Here is an 18,023-nt window from a genome sequence, read left to right as displayed (position 1 = left end):
GGACCACGGTCTCCAGGTTAAGCGGAGGCGAAATCTCCGGTTTGTCATGGTAAACATAGCTACGTGCCATCACCGGCGTCCGGTACAGCGCCGCGCCCGAGATCTTTATTCTGATACGGCCGGGGCGAACGCGTCGCTGCTGGTGCCGGAGCCTCAGCCCCGCGAAAACAATCCCTAAAGGCTTCAAACTCGCCCCGGCATGCCGTATAGCCTCGCCCGGATGGTCCCGTAGCTCAGCAGGATAGAGCAACAGATTCCTAATCTGTAGGTCGCGCGTTCGAATCGCGCCGGGGCCACCAAAAATACATCAAAAACAATGTATTATAAATTTATAATAGTTAGACTTTGCTCACAAATGGCTCCGTGGTAACCATACGGTAACCGGAGACCAAAAACTCATGGCAAAACTGCGTCTTACGGACACCTGGCTTTCGGCTGTGACCGGCCCGGGAGACTATTCCGACACGATTGAATCCTGCCTGAAAGTGCGTGTGGCCAAGACCGGCGCGAAGACATTTTCGGCGGTGCGGAAGCTGAACGGCAAGACCGTGCGGGTCCGCATTGGCGCCTATCCCGAGATCGGTCTGCGAGAAGCAAGGGTGCGCGCTGGAGAGTTCCGGGAATTACGCACACTGGCGCCGACTGCGGCCGCGCGGGCAGAGGCCGTGGCCGATGCCGTGTCTGCTTCCGCCGCCAATTTCTTTTCCGACTACGTTGCCGATATGAAAGCCCGGGGTGTGAAATCGTATGGGCGCATCAAGGGCACGCTGATGGACGGGAAGTATGCGCTGCTGCCCTTCCTGGTGGAGCGGCATGGCGGCATGCCGCGCGCCGGGGACGTGACGATCCATGACCTGCAGGCCTGGATGGCAGAAAGCTACGCTCGAAGCCCGAACTATGCGCCGCACCTTCGCTCCTACATCGTGACGGCCTGGAAATGGGCGGTGAAGAACCGGTACGACTTCCGGGGTGGTGCGCGCGACTATGGCATCATGTCCAATATCGCCGAGCAGCTTCCGACGGTACCCAAGGGCAAACCGGGCGACCGGTATCTCTCGAACGACGAACTGAAGACGCTTTGGCACGCGTTGGACGAGAACCATCCAACGCACCGCGTTCTGAAACTCATGATCGCCATGGGTGGCCTGCGCGTGACAGAGGTGAGCATGAGCCTAGCCGCCAACTGGCGCGAGGGGTGGCTGGTCTTGCCAGAGACCAAAAACGGCAAGTCGCATCAGCTACCGATTACCAGGACCGCTGCGCCGCTCGTCGCGCGGTGTCTTGAGCTGGCGCACCCGCGCTCGCCCTACCTCCTGTCCAATCCTCGCGACCCAGCAGAGCCACTTACGATCGCCGCCATTTCACGCGGGGCGAAGCGGCTGAACAAGCAGCTCGGCTTTCCGGACTGGAATCCGCGTGACCTGCGTCGGACCATGAAGACGCACCTCATCGATGCTGGGGTCGACGAACGCTGGCTCGACATCTGGCACAACCATGGCCAGACAGCGAGCGTGGCGCGAAAGCACTACATCCGGGCGGAGTATGCGGATCTGAAGCGGGATGTGGCGGAGGCGATTGATGGGTGGCTGGGGCCGATTTTGTCGGTGCCATAGGTCCGGTAGAGAAGCAATGCAAAACGCAGGTCAGGCCTCTCGTTCCGGGTCACCAGCCCGCGCAAGGCTTTTTGCAATGACGGCCATCGCGTCGGTGATGTCGCTCCGTACCGTTCGCGGGGAGACAGACAGGCGATCGGCTATCTCCTTATGGGTGAGACACTCAAGCCGGCTGAGCAGCAGGGCCTCTCGCTTGCGGGGATCAAGTGCTGCAAGGCCTGCTTGCACGATCGCCAGCAGCTGGGCGTCCCCCAGCTGGGTTTCAGGCGTCAGCGAGCGTGGGCATGCGAGAAACTCACCCATCTCGCCAATCTCGGCCGACGATCGCCTTTGCCTGGCATAGCCTGATTTAAGGTAGTCCAGCGTGAGATTGCGCAGCGCCGTGAACAGGAGCGGTCTCAGCTCATCAATCCCTTTGCCCGGATAGGCGCGTCTCACAGACAGGAAAGCATCCTGCACAAGATCCTCGGCGTCAGCGACATTGCCTATACGTATCCGGCTGAATCTCAGGAGCTGGTCATACTGAAGACGAAAGATCTCGTTGAGCGCCGCACTGCCCCGTAGCGCGAAAGACTCCCCCACCAGGGGACGTCTCGCAACACGCGCATTACCCGGCTCCTGCATCGTCATTTGCGATCCGCCAGCCAGTAAACACCCTGTCCGCTTCTCCGGGCGAGCGCTTCGGCTACTTCCGCAATGGCATCGGCGAGGTCCTTCTTCACCGTCGAGCGTGAGACAGACAAGCGCTCTGCGATCTCCTCATAGGTCAGATGCTCGAAACGGTGGAGTTTCAGCACGTCCCGGCGGCGCGGCGCCATCGCCGCGATGGCCTGCTCGGCAATGGCCAGCAATTGCACGTCCATGAGCTGGGTCTCCGGCGTCGCCGTACGGGGACAGCCGAGCCGGTCGTCGCCCCCCAGCAATTCCACCGATGCCTGCCGGCGTTTCGTATTGCCGGATTTCAGGTAGTTGAGGGTCAGGTTCCGGAGCGTCGTGAACAGGAGCGGCCGGAGCTCATCTGTCGACTTGTCCGGGTAAGCCCGCCGGACCGCCACGAACGCATCCTGGACCAGGTCTTCGGCGTCCGCAAAATTGCTGATCCGGATTCGGCAGAAGCGAAGCAGCTGGCCGTGTTTCTCGCGGTATAGCGTGTTCAGGGCATCGTCGCCGACGCGCACTTCGGACGGGAGCGCTAGTGCGCTGGCAGGCGCGCCGCGCCTGCTCTGCTCTGGTGTTGACTGCGCACCCGACATGCCATGCCCTCGCTTCTGCTCTTTCGTCAGAATGGCTGGTGCAAAGCTGCAGGCCCCGCGTGTGATCACGCGGGTGAGGTCAGCCATGCTTCACCAGGGTTTCCGACGCCCTGCGCACCCGTGAACCAGGAGCCCCGGATGCGCGCACGGATAGCGGCAGTCGCAATAAGACCTTCTGTGCTGCGACGCACATGTAGTGGGATCATGCTCTGCCAGGGTTTCCGACGCCCCGAGCCTCTTCATGCAAAGATGCTGAAAGATATTCTAAGGGAGGAGGCGCGTGTTTGCAACCTGGAAATGAAAAAGGTGGGCCGTCGGAAAACCGCGAAGCATGCGCAACGGGGCACAGGTTTTAGTCTGGAGACCTTATCGCTGTGCCGGCCCACCCGGGGTGGACATGTATATGATTGCAACCTGAATTGGAAGGTGGGGCGGGATGTTGGGGGGTAGGCACCAGAAGTGCGAGAAACTCCAGACCCATGAGCACACATTAGGAAGCGGTCTAAAAATGGGGCAACAACAAAAAACGAATGAATAACAGTAGTTGGCCAGATCAAGAAAATTGAACCAATGGGTGTATCCACCACATGAATAAATTCTGCGTGGACAGGTCCGGGTCAATTGGGCCGTTATTCGGGCGTCCTTATGAAGAACGGGTTTGAAAGGAGTCCAGGGACACTCGCCATGCGTGCGTGTAAGAGGCGGGTCTTGAAGCAAATATCCCGTTCGGGGCATTATATGGCAAGTGACCGGGCTTCGTTCGATTTATGTCCCGTTCGGGAAAGTCTCTTGGATTTAGTGGCAGAAAGAGTAGAAATTTCCTGATCGGGATATTTTACTTGTATTTCGCCGGAATTGAGCATATGTTTCCCGCACGGGAAATTATGCTCATGACACCAGAAGAAATTGGCGACCTCATTCGAAAGACACGCAAGGCTCAGGGCCTGCGTCAGCCTGAGTTGGCTGCCGCTTCGGGCGTTGGCCTGCGCTTCCTTGTCGAGCTCGAACGCGGCAAGCCGACTGCCCAGATTGGCAAGGTGCTCGATGTCCTTTCGGCCCTTGGCTGTTCGATGACAATCACCACGCCGGAGGATCGCCGATGACCACGCGCGCGCTCACGCTCTGGTGGGGCAGGGACGCCGTCGGTACCCTGTCAGTCGACGCTTATGGCGAGATGGGTTTTGTCTATCTTTCCACCTGGCTAGCCCGGAGCGATGCCCGGGCGATTTCCGTGTCCTTGCCTTTACAGGAGGAGCCGTTTTCCCGGCGCGAATGCCTGCCTTTCTTCGAAGGCATCCTGCCAGAGGAAAGCCAGAGACAGAATGTGGCTGCTGCGCTCGGCATCTCTGAGCGCAATGAATTTCGCCTCCTTGAAATGCTGGGCGGTGAAGTTGCGGGTGCCCTGGCGCTCTGGCCGGAAGGGGAGGAGCCGCCGGTCCCGGAAGGGCCGTTCACGCCCCAACCTTTGTCTGACAAAGAGCTGCGTGTCCTGATCGACTCTCTGCCCAAGCGCCCCATGCTGGCCGGAGAAGAGGGGCTCAGACTTTCGCTGGCTGGCGCCCAGGCGAAACTCCCTGTCATTCTGACGCCGGATGGAATCGCGCTCCCAGCGCCGGGCCAGCCGACGACGCACATCCTGAAACCCCCGATCTCAAGGTTCGAAGGCACGGCCGAAAACGAGGCCTATGGGATGCGGCTTGCGCGCCTGATTGGGCTTGATGTCGCCGAGGTCGATATCCACAGAGCTGAAGGTCTGCCCTTCCTTCTCGTCCGGCGCTATGATCGGGTTAGGAGCGAGGACGGCGTGGTCACGCGTTTGCATCAGGAGGATTTCTGTCAGGCGCTCGGGTTCACGTCGGCGCGAAAATACGCCTCCGATGGCGGCCCGGTCTTCCGCGATCTGTTCACGCTCGTGCGACGCGTGGCGACGCGGCCCGCAATCGAAGTTCTCAAACTCTTTGATGCGGCAATCTTCAACCTGATCATCGGCAATGCGGACGCGCACGGGAAGAATTACAGCCTTCTCTATGATGGCAGCACGACGCTCGCGCCGCTCTATGATCTCCTTTCGACCGTCGCTTATCCCGAGCTCAGCCCACGGCTCGCAATGAAGATTGCGAAGCGGGCGGCACTGGAAGATATCGAGGCGCGGGACTGGGCCAGGTTTACCGAAGAGACCGGCCTGACAGAGCCGTATATCCGGCGGCGAGTGAAGTCATTGTGCGGGATGGTGCTCGAACAGACCGGTAAGGTGGCGGCAGGGTTTGATCTGGAGACGGGCGAGCGGAAGGCCATGTCCCGGGTTGAAGGATTGGTATCGGGGCGGGCGGAGAGCTTGCTTGGGCGCGTGTGAAGTTATCCGGGCTCACGCGGGAGATAGATCGCTTTGATGCGACCCCCAGGTCTGTTGAAACAAGGTCAGGTCAGAGCAGTTTTGCCGTTGACGTTTCTGGCTTCGAACCGTAATACCCCGCGTTCCGATACTGTGCCCAGATGGCGGAATTGGTAGACGCGCTACGTTCAGGTCGTAGTTCTCGTAAGGGAGTGGAGGTTCGAGTCCTCTTCTGGGCACCAGGCATCTCATCGTGTGCATTTTTCAGCGTCCGTGAGTGTCCATAAAAATCAATAAAAACAGGTACTTACGGAGATTCGAGGTCCGCGGAGGTCCTCTCGCATCCGTCGCCGTCCGCAACAAAGTATGGTATGACCCTTGGTAATATGGTACGGAATGGGGGTCGCCAAACCTGCCCGTACCATACCATGCCCCTGACTGACCTGAAAATTCGCAGCCTGAAACCACAGGAAAAGCCACGCCGCTACACCGATGGCGGAAACCTGTTCGTCGAAGTCCGGCCCAATGGCTCCAAGCTCTGGCGCTTTGCCTACAAATTCGACGGCAAGCAGAAGCTTATGGCGCTCGGGCCTTATCCCGAAGTGTCGCTCGCCAGAGCCCGCGAGAAGCGCACGGAGGCCCGCGTCCTGCTTCTTGAGGGTATCGACCCGATGCAGCAGGCCAAGGTCGACAAGCTGGAACGCAAGGCCCTCACCGAAGACACCTTCTCTGCACTGGCAGCCGAACTGCTCGAAAAGAACCGTAAGGAAGGGCTCGCGGAAGCGACACTCTCGAAAAAGGCATGGCTGATCGGTATCGCGAATGCAGACCTTGCAGATCTGCCGGTTACGCAAATCAAGCCCATCCATATCCTCGTTCCGCTTCGCAAGGTAGAGGCAGAAGGCAACTACGAATCTGCCCGCCGTCTGCGCGCTGTGATCAGCCAGGTCTTCCGGTATGCCGTTGCCACGGACCGCTGCGAGCACGACCCGACCGCCGGCCTGCGCGGCGCGCTGATCGCGCCCAAAGTCACGCACAGGCCCGCAATCGTGGATCGCGATGGATTTGCTGGCCTTATCCGTTCCATCTGGAGCTATGACGGCGCGATTGAGACAAAGGCCGGACTGCAGCTGATGGCATTGCTCTACCCGAGGCCGGGCGAGCTCCGCCTCTCCAAATGGGAGGAATACGATCTCAGGAAGCGTACCTGGACGATTCCGGCAGAACGCGCAAAGATGCGCCGCGAACACAAGAAGCCCCTCCCCGGCGCGGCTGTTGATATCCTGACGCGTCTTCATGCCGTCACGGGCGGCGAGCCCTTCGTTTTCATCTCGCAGCTTTCACGCCGCAAGCCGATCAGCGAGAACACGCTCAATGGCTCCCTGCGCCGTCTCGGCTATGCCAAGGACGAAATGACCTCACATGGTTTTCGCGCCAGTGCGTCAAGCCTTCTGAACGAAAGTGGCAAATGGCACCCCGACGCCATCGAAGCCGAACTCGCCCACATGGGCGCCGACCAGGTCCGCAAGGCCTATCATCGCGCTACCTACTGGGACCAACGTGTCGAAATGACAGAGTGGTGGGCTGGTGAGGTACTGGGATTTGCTCGCACTTAAGGGCATTTGAATCCCGAAAGCAGCCGAAACTGGAGCGGCAGGAAGCTCCATAAAACAGGTATCCTGAGCACGCTTTTACACAGCTACTTCTGATAGGAGACATTAAAAGAGGCTCCTCTGGGGGTTGAGAGAGCCGGTTAATAAACGAAGTAACTTGGCTATTTGCCATTACAAGCCGCGCACATTTTCGTGTAATGGTCTTTACTAACTTCCTTGATGAAGTTGATACCCGCTTTAGCTGCGCGGATGGCTTCTTCCAAGGTAAGATCCGGCAGCGCTCCAAGGCCATCTATAGTGCCGTGTGACTCAATTTGGACAAGTCGCTCAAGGGCTCGAACATCGAGCTTGTCTTTCACGGTGTCATGGTGCTCTCCAAGGGCCTCTGCAAATTTTGGGCTCCCCGGTGAACAGAAGGTCGCAAACATCTCGAGAAGCTTGCGGGTCGCGTTCGGCAACAAGAACAGTTTGTCTGTTGCGCCTGTCGTCGCTGCGTTCTGAACAAGGTGGAACAGGTAATGGTATTCGCTGTCGTACTTCACCAGTAGCTCGTGCATCTGGACAAGCGAGGTAACCCGCTCATCTCCAACACCCGAGCTCCGACATTCGAGTGAAAGTAGGGCCTTTCCCCACTTGGTCGCATCTCTCCAGTGCATGTTTTGGAACTCGCGCTTCACCATGTTCATGAAGCTCGTGTTATGTGTGAGCACGATGACCTGAGCGCACTTCTTGGTCATGCGGGTCATCAGGCTATAGGCGTAGGTTCGAGCGGCGGTATCGAGGCTCGAAATAGGGTCGTCAATAACTAGTACGAGGTCTTCGACCTTGCGACCCTCAGCAGCCAGTTGCGTCAGGAAGAAGCAAAAGGAAACCGCTGTCCGTTCCCCTTCACTGAGCTCCGTTGCAGGTTTCCCACTCGGACGAAAGATTTTGTAGCCGCCAGCATCGGCGACAAGGCGAAGCTCTTTGTGACCCAGGTAGGCCCAAATGAGCTCGTTCATTTTGTCTGCGCCTACACCGTGGTCTTGTAGGGCGTTACGAAGCTCTAGCTGACGGTCGGTAAGACCTTTCTCGTCTGTTCGCGCAGCTTTCGTCTCCGTTTCAGCATCCTGCACATGCTTCTGAATGCGGTTCCACTCGCCTTGGTTGGTCGCCAAAACGTGCGCTTCGATTTTCGTGAAGGCGTCCTTCTGCATCGCTGCAAAACGCGTGAAAGCACCGTTGTGCTTTTTCACGGTAGCTGCCAGGGCGACCTCTATTGTCGCATACTCTAGGAGCCACTTTTCAAGGTTGAAGTCTGCCAGCTCGCCGGTAACGACGACGTCTCTGGTGGGGTTTTCTGCCCGTACTTCAAGGCCTTTGAGAAGCTCACCGACACACACACCAAGCTGCTTGATAGCGGCCTCCATAAGCGCTCGGTTGTTGGTGAAGGCCTCCCGCTCGTCTGCGGTAACTTCGGCTTCTTTGGGGATAGACCGATAGAGCCCCCTCAGGGCTTGTTGGTATTCCTCGCCGTGCTCCACGGCGTCTTCCAAAACGCGCAGCGCCTCAGTCCACGACTTGTCAAACAGAATCCGAAGCTGTGCTCGACGGTCTTCAGAGAATGGATTTCCACAAAGCAGGCAGTCCGTCACGTTATATGCGTCGTGATAGTGGAGTCCTTCCTCAACCCAGCGAAGAGCATCCGAATGAGCTTCGAGTTCCTTCAAAGCCATGCCGGAAACGCTCTGGGTTAGCAGGGTTTGACCAGCCTTGAACCAGTCAATCAGACTGGCCGGAAGGCTCGGTGAGAACGAAAGCGTTGGCAAGGGTTCCCGCTGCGCAAGCACGCCTTGGTTCTTCCTCAGGTCTTCTTCAGACAGCTTCTGTCCCGCGCCGAAGGATGTTGCCGAATAGTGTTTCTGAATTTTCTTCGCATCATAAGACTGCGTGTAAGCGCTCGAAGACACCACTTCGCGGATGTTGCGCGCAACTCTAGTCTTAAATTCCGATAGCTGCTTATCGGCCTTGGTCTTCGCATTCTGTTTGGTCTTGGTCTGTTGTTTCGCCGCCGAAAGTTTCGGAGCAATCTCATCGAACTCTTTTCGAGCATCGACCTTCTTTTCGCTCAGATAAGCTATTCCCTTAGTGCTGCTGGCATCCCACTCAAAGTTTCTGGACACAAAGTCCGCATTGAAGACCAGCAGGTTATTCCCGAAAGGGTTCGAAATCGGGTCTTGCGTTACAGACGTGCCGTCTGAGGTCTCGACTTTGAAGGTAGTTTCCGTCGGAAGTCGCTCCTCCAAGCTTTCCCGCGCAATGGAAGACAAAACTCTTGAAAGGGTAGTTTTTCCTGAACCATTGAAGCCGTAAATCAAAGTGCGCGGTGCTAGCTGAAGATCAGCCGCGGCGGAAAAGTCTTTCCACACTCCGGCATTCTTCAGTTCGGCAATTCGCGTGACGATCATATCTTCGATCCAATTGGTAGGCAAAATCTGTGGCAATCAACCACGCATCGATCGCTGTGTTGAGATAGAGTTGAGCAATATGGGTCGGTTGCGTCGAGCATTCACAAGCTGCCCCGCTCTTCAACCGAACTGCCCGCTAGGCCTTTGCGGACGTAGAAGCCGTTTGGAATAGCTTCCTGGACCAATGGGACGTGTGAAATCAGGCCGACGGCCCGCGATTGACGGACCAGGCTGTTCAGGACGTTAAGGACCTGTTCGAGCGTGCCTGAACCGTTCTCGGTGTCGAGGCTTCCGAATCCCTCATCGATGAAGATCGTATCGAGGCGGACTTTGCCGCTTGCAGACTCGACAACATCAGCGAGACCCAGCGCCAGGGCGAGTGCTGCGATAAACGTCTCGCCGCCGGACAGGGTGTCCGTTCCTCTCGACTTGCCGGTATGCACATCAAAGACCTGGATGCCGAGGCCGCGGCTGCCACGACCGCCTTCGGTGTCGCGTTCGAGCTGATATCGGGAGGAGGTCATCGGGCCGAGCCGGAGATTGGCGGCCTCAAGCACGCGGTCGAACATGGCCCCGATCGCGTAGGTTTCCAGCTTCAGGTTAAGCGGATTATCGCCATTCGTCAGAGCTGCGATCTTGCGAAGAGGGCCGGACTCGGCTTCAGCCTCATCGAGTTTGCGGACCGTCTCTTCGAGGCTCTTTCTCAGTTTCTCCAGCTGATGAACACGGCCGCTGGCAGCGATCCGCTCCTCCGTCGATTTGGTCAGGGCTGCTGCAGCGGCTTCATGAGCTTCCTTCAACACAGGAAGATCCGGGCGCGTCAGATCGCCAATCGCCGAGGCCGCAGCCTTTGCGGCGCCCTGCGCCTCGTTCAGCTGAATCTCAAACGCTTTGACCGATTCACTGTCTGAATCGATCATCGCGATAGCGGGTTTGAGAGATTGATAAAGCTCTTCCGTGAGCCCTTGCTCAGAAAGACGCGTGCGGAACGCCGCCTCAGCTTTTTCAAGGCGGACTTTGCAAGCTGAAACTGACTCCTCAGAGCCCTTGAGTGCGGCAGCGGCGGAGAGGGCGGCCTCGCGGGCCGCCTTCACAAGAGCTTCTGCTTTGTCTTTCGCATCGACCAGCGCGTCCAACGTGCGCGACGCCTCTTCCAGGGCTGACGCAAGTTTGCTCTTTGTTCGGATCGATTCGGGGACTGCCTCGAGTTTTCCATCGCGGGCAGCTCTTGCTCCGGTCGCAGCGTTGCGGCATTTATCATCTTCGCTGCGGAGGCGCTCGGTCTCCGTTTCGAGGTCCGCAATTTGCTTGTCGAGCGCGTCGAGGGCCGCCTCGGCTTCCTCAAGATTCACGGAAGGGCCTAGCGCGCCGAGGTCTGCTTCAGTCTGTCTGACGTTCTCCAGAAGCGCCGGGAGCGAACCTGTCGGCTGTTCCAGCGATGAGAGGTACTCCTTACGAGCCTCAAACGTGGCTTTCTGCCCGGCAAGTTTTTCACTGACCTGACGGGCGGCGCGTTCAGCCTTTTCAAGCCGGTCGCGGGCTTCGCGGAAGGCCTGATCACGTCCCGCATTCTCGATGTCGCCCGTCGCGGGACTCGGATGGTCGGTCGATCCGCACACAGGACAAGGCGCATCGTTTTCCAGCTTGGTTGCCAGATGCAGAGCTTGCGCGGCGGCAAGGGCTTGCTCTGCTGTTGCATAGGCGGCACGCGCCTCGGTTTCATATTTTAGCGCCTCAGCTGACGTTGCGGTTTCTTTTTCAAACGCTGCTTGCGCCGACACGACCGCGGTTTCTGCTTTCTCGTAGTCCTCGGCGGCTTTCTTCTCGGCCAAAAGATGCGTGTGCGCTCTCGTCAGTTCACCGCGCCTAGATTCGGTGTTGCGGGCCGTCTTCAGGTCAGAGGCTCGCTCAATGCGAGTTTTGCGGAGCTGGTCGAGCCGTTCCTTGCTTTTCTTGAAGGCCGCATGGGCCATTCGCTGAGCCTCTAGCGCCGCCTCCACGGCTTCGGCGCTGGCTGATGCAGCTTGAAGAACCTCATCATATCGCTCGAGATCATCCTTGTGTTTGCGCGCAGCGTCTAGCTCAGGCGCTCTTGCCTCTTCTATTGTCAGGGCCTCGGTCGCGTCTTTGACTTTTTGTCGGGCCTGGCTCTGCGCTTCCATAGCTTCGACAAGCTTCGTGTCGGCGTCCTTTACGTCTTTCCTCACGGCGACGAGTTGCTCTTCCACATCCACGATCAGCCGGGCGCGCGCCGCCTGTTTCATCCGGTCGGCGATGATGGCGAATTCTGCCTTCCGGCTTGTCAGGACGGTGAGCTTCGCATGCGCCTGTTCCGACGCCACGAACTTAGCCTCGACCGCTTCGGCAGACCGAAACGCGGTCTCCGCAGCCAGCGCCTGTTTCTTTGTGTCCGCTTCGAATACCGATCGCTCCTGAAGCGTAGTTTGGGCTGCGTTTATACCTTCGAGCAGGGCGTCCGTGCTCTCGAATCCTTCGGCTTTGAGCCGCCCGACGCAGACCGCCCGTTCTTCGCGCACCTGCCGTTCGGCCTCAGAGGCCTTTTCCTTCAGGTCAGCCATCAAGGCCTGATAGAGCGAGACGTCGAACAGGTCCCGCAGGATCGTTAGGCGGTCATTTGTTTTGGCGGACAGGAATTTCTCGAACCGGCCTTGCGGCAGCAGCACGATTTGCCGGAACTGTTCCGGGCCGTATCCAAGAATGTCCGTGACCGCTGCATCAACATCGCGAACCTTCTTTTCCGCAATGATCTTGCCGCGTTTCTCCGCTGTGATCTCATCCAGGGCGAGCCCAGTCGCCTCGAACAGATGGGCTTCATGCGCACTCTTGGTTTCACCTTCGCCGCGCTGTTTCGGGCGCATCTGATCCGGCTGGCGAACCACCACGAAACGCCGCTCGCCCACATCGAAAACGAACTCGACCTCGGTGGCGAGGTCAGCGGCCGCATGGTCTGAACGAAGGGATGCAGGATCCTGTTCCTGCTTGGATGCCTTGCCGAACAGCGCAAACGTCATCCCACCGAAGATCGTCGATTTTCCCGAACCGGTCCGTCCGTAGATTCCGAACAGGCCCGCCTCAACGGCGCTGCGGAAATCGATGACCTCCCTGTTCGCATAAGGGCCGAAGGCCTGGAGTGTGAGTCGGACCGGTCTCATTCCGCATCCTCCTTCTGCCGTAAGCGCGTGAGGGATGCCGCTACAACCTCCTGTTCACTGTCCGTGATAGCCGCAAGGCTGACCTCTGTCAGGAAACTACGCACCACGTCTACGGGCTCGGCGGCTGCGACAGCCGGTCCGTCTGCGGACTTGTCTTCCAGCGGGCGCTCGTCGCGGGAATAAACAAGCTCGCAGGCGTTCGGAAACACTTCGCGCAGGCGCTTCATGCCGTCGATGACGGGTGCGTCATCTGTCAGCACCGCCTTGATGAAATCGCCCGACGGATCGGAGAGCAGCAGTTCCGCATGCTTGCCGCGTAGAACGCGGGCACGCCTGACAGGTTTGAACGGCAGGACCTCGACCGAAGCCTGACCGGCGGCATCCAACTCAATTAGGCTCATCGATTTTTCCGAGTCGGCCTCGTCGAAGCCGAAGGCGAGAGGCGAGCCTGAATAACGAATATGCTCCGCGCCCACCGACTGGGGTCGATGAAGATGCCCGAGGGCGACATAGTGCGCCCCGTCAAAGGCGGAGGTTCTGACAGTCTCTATGCCGCCAACCCGCGTTAGGGAACGCTCACTGTCGCTCACCGAAGCACCTGTGACGAAGGCGTGCGCGACGATGACCCACCGCGTACTTTCAGGAATCTGGGCGCGAGCGGCTGCGACTTGCGCCACCAGCACATCTTCGGGCGTATCAATGGACTCGCTCTCAAAGCACTCGCGCGCCGCATACTCGTAAGCAAACGGCAGCGCCGAGATCGCAACCGGGCCATGCTGGTCCGAGAGCAGGAGCGGTGCTTCCTCCGAACTGATTGCACCGCGGATCAGCCAGCGCGAGCGATCCGCCGCAATGGCTGACAGGTCGATACGGTCCCCTGAGTCGTGATTGCCCGCGATCATCGCGACCGCGGCGTCTGTCTCCGTTTTGACTCGCTGCAGGAACCCATTGAACTGCCGCACGGCGCCCTGAGGTGGCGACGCCCGATCAAAGACATCGCCGGCGATGATCAGCACGTCCACGCTATTCACCTTCGCGGCCTCGACGATCTGGTCGAGCGCCGCTGCGTGATCCTCCTCGAGTGAGATCCCGTTGAACTGACGACCGAGATGCAGGTCAGAGGTGTGCAGCAGCTTCATGGCTTGTTCCGTATATTTTTTATACGTATATTTTTTAGATGTATGGCTTAACAAGAGTCAAGAGAGGAGAATGGATGACGCTCGACAATCTGAAGCATGCCCAGCGACAGCGCCTGGTGTTTCTCGACCGCTGCTTCACCTGGCGCGGTGTTGCGCGGCGACGTGATCTCACCGAACGGTTTGGAATCTCGACCGCACAGGCCGCCAATGACTTTCGGACGTACTTGTCGCTGATTACTCAAAACGCACCGGAATACGATGGGCATCTGAAAGCGTATGTGGCCTCTCCTAATCATCAGCCGATAGCCGCTTCGTCGATGCTGGACGTATTCGGAGTTCTCGACATAGCTTCAGGCGACGAGCTGCCCGCTGCGCTGCCTCGTGCGAAACGGTGGCTGGACCCGCGCGTTGCGACCGCGCTCTACGACGCCATCTCGAACCAGCGGAAACTCAGGATCGCCTATACATCGATGAGCTCCGGTGAAACGGCACCACAATGGGTCGCGCCGACGCGGTTCACATTCGATGGCGAGAGCATTCATTTCCGGGCGTTCAGCTACAAGCGAGGAGAGTATCGAAACTTTCACCCTGCACGGATCGAACCTGAAGATAACTTCGAAACTGATGAAATTGAAATGCCCCTCCAATTCGACAGGGAATGGAATACGAAGAGCGTCATCTGGCTGCGACCCAGCGCGAACCTCACCACCGCCCAAGCCGCCGTTGTTCGAAGAGAGTTCGGGTTTAGTGGTGACCTGCTTCGGATCGAGATCCGGCAGGCCCTCGAATTCTTTTTCGATCATCGCTGGGGATTGACCGAGCCGGGCGCGCGTCTAGAGAGGGTAAAGACGGAAACAATTATCCTCTGAGATTTTTGAATCTGTGGATTACACTTTTGCGACTGCTTTTACGCTCGTTGCTGCCGCTCAAGTGCGGGACAACTCCGGCAATTCATCGCCAAATGTGGTCAGTAAGCATCGCTTGCCACATGTCTGCCCTCGGAGCGTAAGCGCTTATGAGGATTCAAGCGCAAATCCCGTAATCAACGATAATGCGCTTCAGGACTGTTTCCGCTTTTTCTTTCCACCGCCAAACATGCGATACGCGCCATACCCAATGCTACCGGCAACAGCGATTGGGGCAACAGCCAGAACGCCAACTCCAGCAAGAGCGCCGCCACCAACTATGCTTCCCACGGTCGCCAGCGTACTCATGATGGCCGCACCACTGGCCCCACCTGCTACAACTGTGGCACCTGTTCCAATAACACCGACCACTCCTCCGGCCTTTGTGCCAATTCGTGCTATGCTTTTGGCAAGTGCTTCTTCGCTGTCGTCTCGTGAGTCTTTTGCAAACACGGTTTTGTTTAGAGCCTGCGCGGCAAGGTAGGTTGGACCGGCGGCCAGCGCAGCGGGGCCGGCTGCCATTCCACCACCTATTATGCTGCCCGCTGCAGCGAGCCCCGACGCAATCCCGGCGCCTGAAGTTGCGGCGACAGTAAGCCCCGTAGCAGTGACGACTGCCGCGCCGCCTGCTAAAATGGTAGTTCCCGTCTCGATAGCACCCTTGGCGGCCTCAATTTGGGAAGCGTGCTTCTTAGTGTCACCTATTTTTACGCCCAACTTTTCAGTGATACCCAACGACACATTTGCGACTGCCAATCCGTCACTCATATCGCTCAGATTAAGCTCAAGGGTTGGGTCTTTCGGCTCAGTTAAATCAGCTGCCATTTCCAATCGACTCTCCTCAGCCACCAAGTTTCACCTTGAATTGATAGACTTCGTCATCCCGAGGACTTTGTCCATCGGATATTCGCGCATGAGAGGTCTCTGAACCCACCTTGCAAATTGCACCACGTTTTGACTGGGAACACTGCCTGCATGAGCGGAATAGAAAGCCGAGAGGCGGTGAGCAGATAAACTTCAGCTCTTTCAGCCCTGCTCATGCATATCACCTTCTGAGACAAGCTGGCATTTGATGGGCCCCGCCCAATCGGCAGTTTTGGGCCAGGATAGCTCCGATCGTCACCGTAGGCGACCGGCACCGGGACACCAATTGCGTCATCGGGATGGTATGCCCCGGCTTCGCCTGATCTCGTCGACGCCTAATGCACTTCAATCAGATGCTACAACCGGAGCCTGTATTGACGCTTTGCACAATGTGCGAGCCTGCCTAATATGAGTGCCATGCGAAGCGACCTTGATCATCTCCCCCATGGTAAACAGCGCGAACTCCAGCGCGTGATGGAAATTCTCTTTGAAGAATTTGCCGATGCGATGAAGAGCGCCTCGTCTCCGAAGAAGAAGGACGGTCGGATTCTCAAGGTCGTCCTCTTCGGGTCCTATGCGCGCGGCAACTGGGTGGACGAACCACATACCGCCAAAGGATACCTCAGCGACTATGACCTGCTGATCGTGGTGAACCAGCAAAGCGTTGTCGACTTTGCCACTTACTGGTACCGGGCCGAAGACAGGTTGATGCGTGACGCGGGCCTTAAAACCCCGGTCAATTTCATTGTCCACACGATCGATGAGGTGAACAACGCCCTCGCCGAGGGTCAGTACTTCTTTTCCGACATCATCAAGGAAGGCATTGCGCTCTACGACCTGAAAGGAAGCACGCCATTCGTCACGCCAAAACTGCAGACGGCGGAAGAGGCGGTAGCGACGGCAGAGAAGCATTTTGACTTCTGGATGCCCCTCGCTCAGCATTCGCTCAAACTTTCGAGAGATAGTATCGATGACCAAATCTTGAGAGATGCCGCCTTCCTTCTGCACCAGGCTGTGGAACGAGCTTATACTTGCCTCCTCCTTGTAGAGACGAACTACTCTCCCTCGACCCACAGCATTAAATTCCTGCGCTCTCTGGCCGAGCAGATTGACCCGGAGCTAATCACCGTCTGGCCACGCGAGACAAAGCATGACCGGCGCCTGTTCGAATTGCTGAAACGCGCCTACGTGGATGCACGCTATTCAGAGCATTATGCCATTACCGCCGAAGAACTCGTCTGGCTGGGCGAGCGCGCGGAGATCCTGCGAACCCTTGTTGAAACCCGGTCGCGCGAAAAGATCGGGCAGCTGAGAGCTGGCGCGCCAGCCGGGATGTAACCTTTCCAATGCTGAGCACGGTTTCATTTCGTGTAGCGGCTGCATGTTCATGCATCGGCAGGTACAGGAACATGTGCCGAATGACCACGAGGAGCCAGGATAACTCCCATCTCCGTCGTCGGCGACTGTCTGGCTCAATCCAATCGTGCCATTCGGCTGCCCCCCCAGCCGCCAGTCTGGAAATCGCCAATAGCGGTCAATCGCGCCCGTTTGATACTTAATTCGGCGGCGCCGCACGCTCGGCGGCCACCACCTCCCGCATATAGCCCTCAACTTCCCCCTCAACCCAAACACTCCGCCGCCCAAGATGGACAGGCGCGGGGAATGGCCTGACCGGGTCCTTGATCAGTTCGTAGAGCAGCGAGCGGCTTATGGTCAGGCGGTTGAGCACGTCGCGCAGCGACAGGAACCGCTGCGGCTTGTGCGGAACAGGCTTCGAAGTGTCGTGCCGCTTGGGCGTCAGCTGGATGATGGCAGGCTTGGGCATGGCTTGGATCCCTTACGCAAATTTGGCCAACAGATGGCGCCAGCCTTAGCTCATAATCTCGCGAGACCGACGCGCTGAACAGTCGGAATAGCGGCAAATCACGGCGACACTTTGCAAGGCCTTACAAGTGAGTGTAGTCGTGCATGATCAGTCCGGCTTCGCCCCCTGCCAGCGCAGCGACTCGTGCGAAAGCGTCCGCCTTGTTTTCATCTTCATCGAGACCTGGTCCATGAAGTAGTTGAACCGTCGGAAGCCAAGGGCCGCCGCCGCGTCGCGGTGGGACTCCGGGATCGGGTCGGTCCGCGTCAGCCAGTAGTGCATATAGTGCGACATGATTTCGATGCTGAGATTCGTTTTCCATTCCAGCCGCCCCATGCGCTTTTCGAAATTGTCCATCCGCTTCAAGACACGGTCTTCCAGGGCGTAGTCGCGCTCCTCACTGAAATAATGGCGAAGGGCATCCTCAAGCACGGCGGTCTTGGTGGTCTGGTGCTCGGAGGCGACGTCTTCCAGGATTGCGAGGAGCTGGGCATCGAGGCGGAGATTGACACGGGGCTTCATGGCGGGCGGCTCGGCAGTGGCTGGCAGGGTGCGCTGAAGGGTCCGCGATTGCGAGCAGCTCGCCTAGTCGGAATGGCGGCAACTGGCGGCAAGAGTTTGCAAGCTGGTACAGGGCATCGCAGAATGTGGTGCACAGGTCTTCGAGTGTTTGCTGGATGGCTAACAAATCTGTGCGCCAAGACTGCGTGCAAAAGGCGCCAGAAAATCGATGTGCAGACAAGGGGTTAGATGGGCCTGTGCGCACATCCTTTAATCTTGCCCTCCCGGGTTCGCTGGTAACCGTCCGAGTCCTGCACAT

General features: G+C 58.1%; 14 protein-coding genes and 2 tRNA genes. 8 read left to right on the top strand and 8 right to left on the bottom strand.

Annotated elements, in window-relative coordinates:
- Positions 1–222: 222 nt before the first annotated feature.
- Positions 223–299, top strand: a tRNA-Arg gene (locus HY30_RS12255).
- Between the two features lie 99 nt (positions 300–398).
- On the top strand, positions 399–1,613 hold the full coding sequence (locus HY30_RS12250; RefSeq protein WP_034740805.1) for a tyrosine-type recombinase/integrase: 1,215 nt from the start codon (positions 399–401) through the stop codon (positions 1,611–1,613).
- A gap of 30 nt (positions 1,614–1,643) precedes the next feature.
- Here the strand turns inward: HY30_RS12250 and HY30_RS12245 are convergent, their stop codons facing one another.
- Positions 1,644–2,243, bottom strand: a complete 600-nt coding sequence (locus HY30_RS12245; RefSeq protein WP_051615430.1) for an RNA polymerase sigma factor — start codon at positions 2,241–2,243, stop codon at positions 1,644–1,646.
- Complete coding sequence (locus HY30_RS19370) at positions 2,240–2,953, bottom strand: RNA polymerase sigma factor (RefSeq protein ID WP_051615429.1); 714 nt, start codon at positions 2,951–2,953, stop codon at positions 2,240–2,242. Before HY30_RS19370 ends, HY30_RS12245 begins: the two co-directional genes overlap by 4 nt.
- A gap of 797 nt (positions 2,954–3,750) precedes the next feature.
- On the opposite strand from HY30_RS19370, the gene HY30_RS12235 reads away from it, so the two are divergent.
- The 4 genes from HY30_RS12235 (at position 3,751) to HY30_RS12220 (ending at position 6,814) form a co-directional block, all read left to right on the top strand.
- A complete protein-coding gene (locus tag HY30_RS12235) occupies positions 3,751–3,969 on the top strand; it encodes a helix-turn-helix transcriptional regulator (protein ID WP_155839323.1) in 219 nt (72 codons plus the stop codon).
- A complete protein-coding gene (locus HY30_RS12230; RefSeq protein ID WP_034740802.1) occupies positions 3,966–5,219 on the top strand; it encodes a type II toxin-antitoxin system HipA family toxin in 1,254 nt (417 codons plus the stop codon). Before HY30_RS12235 ends, HY30_RS12230 begins: the two co-directional genes overlap by 4 nt.
- 134 nt (positions 5,220–5,353) lie before the next feature.
- Positions 5,354–5,440: transfer RNA gene (locus tag HY30_RS12225), tRNA-Leu, on the top strand.
- Positions 5,441–5,626: 186 nt separating this feature from the next.
- Entirely contained in the window at positions 5,627–6,814 is a 1,188-nt protein-coding gene (locus tag HY30_RS12220) for a tyrosine-type recombinase/integrase (RefSeq protein ID WP_034740799.1), read from the top strand.
- Between the two features lie 158 nt (positions 6,815–6,972).
- Here the strand turns inward: HY30_RS12220 and HY30_RS12215 are convergent, their stop codons facing one another.
- From HY30_RS12215 to HY30_RS12205, 3 genes are all read right to left on the bottom strand, one after another.
- Complete coding sequence (locus HY30_RS12215; RefSeq protein ID WP_034740796.1) at positions 6,973–9,258, bottom strand: AAA family ATPase; 2,286 nt, start codon at positions 9,256–9,258, stop codon at positions 6,973–6,975.
- 101 nt (positions 9,259–9,359) lie between these two features.
- Positions 9,360–12,431, bottom strand: a complete 3,072-nt coding sequence (locus HY30_RS12210; RefSeq protein WP_034740793.1) for an AAA family ATPase — start codon at positions 12,429–12,431, stop codon at positions 9,360–9,362.
- Complete coding sequence (locus HY30_RS12205; RefSeq protein ID WP_034740790.1) at positions 12,428–13,570, bottom strand: exonuclease SbcCD subunit D; 1,143 nt, start codon at positions 13,568–13,570, stop codon at positions 12,428–12,430. Before HY30_RS12205 ends, HY30_RS12210 begins: the two co-directional genes overlap by 4 nt.
- Before the next feature lie 74 nt (positions 13,571–13,644).
- Here HY30_RS12205 and HY30_RS12200 point away from each other — a divergent pair, with 74 nt between their 5' ends.
- Positions 13,645–14,439, top strand: a complete 795-nt coding sequence (locus tag HY30_RS12200) for a BrxR family helix-turn-helix transcriptional regulator (RefSeq protein WP_034740789.1) — start codon at positions 13,645–13,647, stop codon at positions 14,437–14,439.
- 189 nt (positions 14,440–14,628) lie between these two features.
- Here the strand turns inward: HY30_RS12200 and HY30_RS20030 are convergent, their stop codons facing one another.
- Positions 14,629–15,306 carry a hypothetical protein gene (locus tag HY30_RS20030; RefSeq protein WP_206741465.1) on the bottom strand — a complete coding sequence of 226 codons (678 nt, stop codon included), beginning with the start codon at positions 15,304–15,306 and terminating at the stop codon, positions 14,629–14,631.
- A gap of 450 nt (positions 15,307–15,756) precedes the next feature.
- Between HY30_RS20030 and HY30_RS12185 the strand changes: the two genes are divergently transcribed.
- Positions 15,757–16,677 carry a HEPN domain-containing protein gene (locus HY30_RS12185; protein ID WP_034740786.1) on the top strand — a complete coding sequence of 307 codons (921 nt, stop codon included), beginning with the start codon at positions 15,757–15,759 and terminating at the stop codon, positions 16,675–16,677.
- Between the two features lie 217 nt (positions 16,678–16,894).
- Here HY30_RS12185 and HY30_RS12180 read toward each other — a convergent pair whose 3' ends face one another.
- Together HY30_RS12180 and HY30_RS12175 are read right to left on the bottom strand one after the other, a co-directional pair.
- Positions 16,895–17,164: a helix-turn-helix transcriptional regulator gene (locus tag HY30_RS12180; RefSeq protein WP_034740783.1), complete on the bottom strand. Its 270-nt coding sequence runs from the start codon at positions 17,162–17,164 to the stop codon at positions 16,895–16,897.
- A gap of 147 nt (positions 17,165–17,311) precedes the next feature.
- Entirely contained in the window at positions 17,312–17,725 is a 414-nt protein-coding gene (locus tag HY30_RS12175) for a hypothetical protein (RefSeq protein ID WP_034740780.1), read from the bottom strand.
- Positions 17,726–18,023 lie beyond the last annotated feature (298 nt).

It is taken from the genome of Hyphomonas chukchiensis (assembly GCF_000682695.1).
GTDB lineage: Bacteria > Pseudomonadota > Alphaproteobacteria > Caulobacterales > Hyphomonadaceae > Hyphomonas > Hyphomonas chukchiensis.
The sequence above is the reverse complement of the archived record's forward strand: the minus strand, read 5'-3'. Positions and strand labels throughout refer to the sequence as shown.

Excerpts from the sequence above, each read along its gene's own strand:
- HY30_RS12250 (WP_034740805.1), top strand. The coding sequence starts at position 399 with ATGGCAAAACTGCGTCTTACGGACACCTGGCTTTCGGCTGTGACCGGC.
- HY30_RS12245 (WP_051615430.1), bottom strand. The coding sequence starts at position 2,243 with ATGACGATGCAGGAGCCGGGTAATGCGCGTGTTGCGAGACGTCCCCTG.
- HY30_RS19370 (WP_051615429.1), bottom strand. The coding sequence starts at position 2,953 with ATGGCTGACCTCACCCGCGTGATCACACGCGGGGCCTGCAGCTTTGCA.
- HY30_RS12235 (WP_155839323.1), top strand. The coding sequence starts at position 3,751 with ATGCTCATGACACCAGAAGAAATTGGCGACCTCATTCGAAAGACACGC.
- HY30_RS12230 (WP_034740802.1), top strand. The coding sequence starts at position 3,966 with ATGACCACGCGCGCGCTCACGCTCTGGTGGGGCAGGGACGCCGTCGGT.
- HY30_RS12220 (WP_034740799.1), top strand. The coding sequence starts at position 5,627 with ATGCCCCTGACTGACCTGAAAATTCGCAGCCTGAAACCACAGGAAAAG.
- HY30_RS12215 (WP_034740796.1), bottom strand. The coding sequence starts at position 9,258 with ATGATCGTCACGCGAATTGCCGAACTGAAGAATGCCGGAGTGTGGAAA.
- HY30_RS12210 (WP_034740793.1), bottom strand. The coding sequence starts at position 12,431 with ATGAGACCGGTCCGACTCACACTCCAGGCCTTCGGCCCTTATGCGAAC.
- HY30_RS12205 (WP_034740790.1), bottom strand. The coding sequence starts at position 13,570 with ATGAAGCTGCTGCACACCTCTGACCTGCATCTCGGTCGTCAGTTCAAC.
- HY30_RS12200 (WP_034740789.1), top strand. The coding sequence starts at position 13,645 with ATGACGCTCGACAATCTGAAGCATGCCCAGCGACAGCGCCTGGTGTTT.
- HY30_RS12185 (WP_034740786.1), top strand. The coding sequence starts at position 15,757 with ATGCGAAGCGACCTTGATCATCTCCCCCATGGTAAACAGCGCGAACTC.
- HY30_RS12180 (WP_034740783.1), bottom strand. The coding sequence starts at position 17,164 with ATGCCCAAGCCTGCCATCATCCAGCTGACGCCCAAGCGGCACGACACT.
- HY30_RS12175 (WP_034740780.1), bottom strand. The coding sequence starts at position 17,725 with ATGAAGCCCCGTGTCAATCTCCGCCTCGATGCCCAGCTCCTCGCAATC.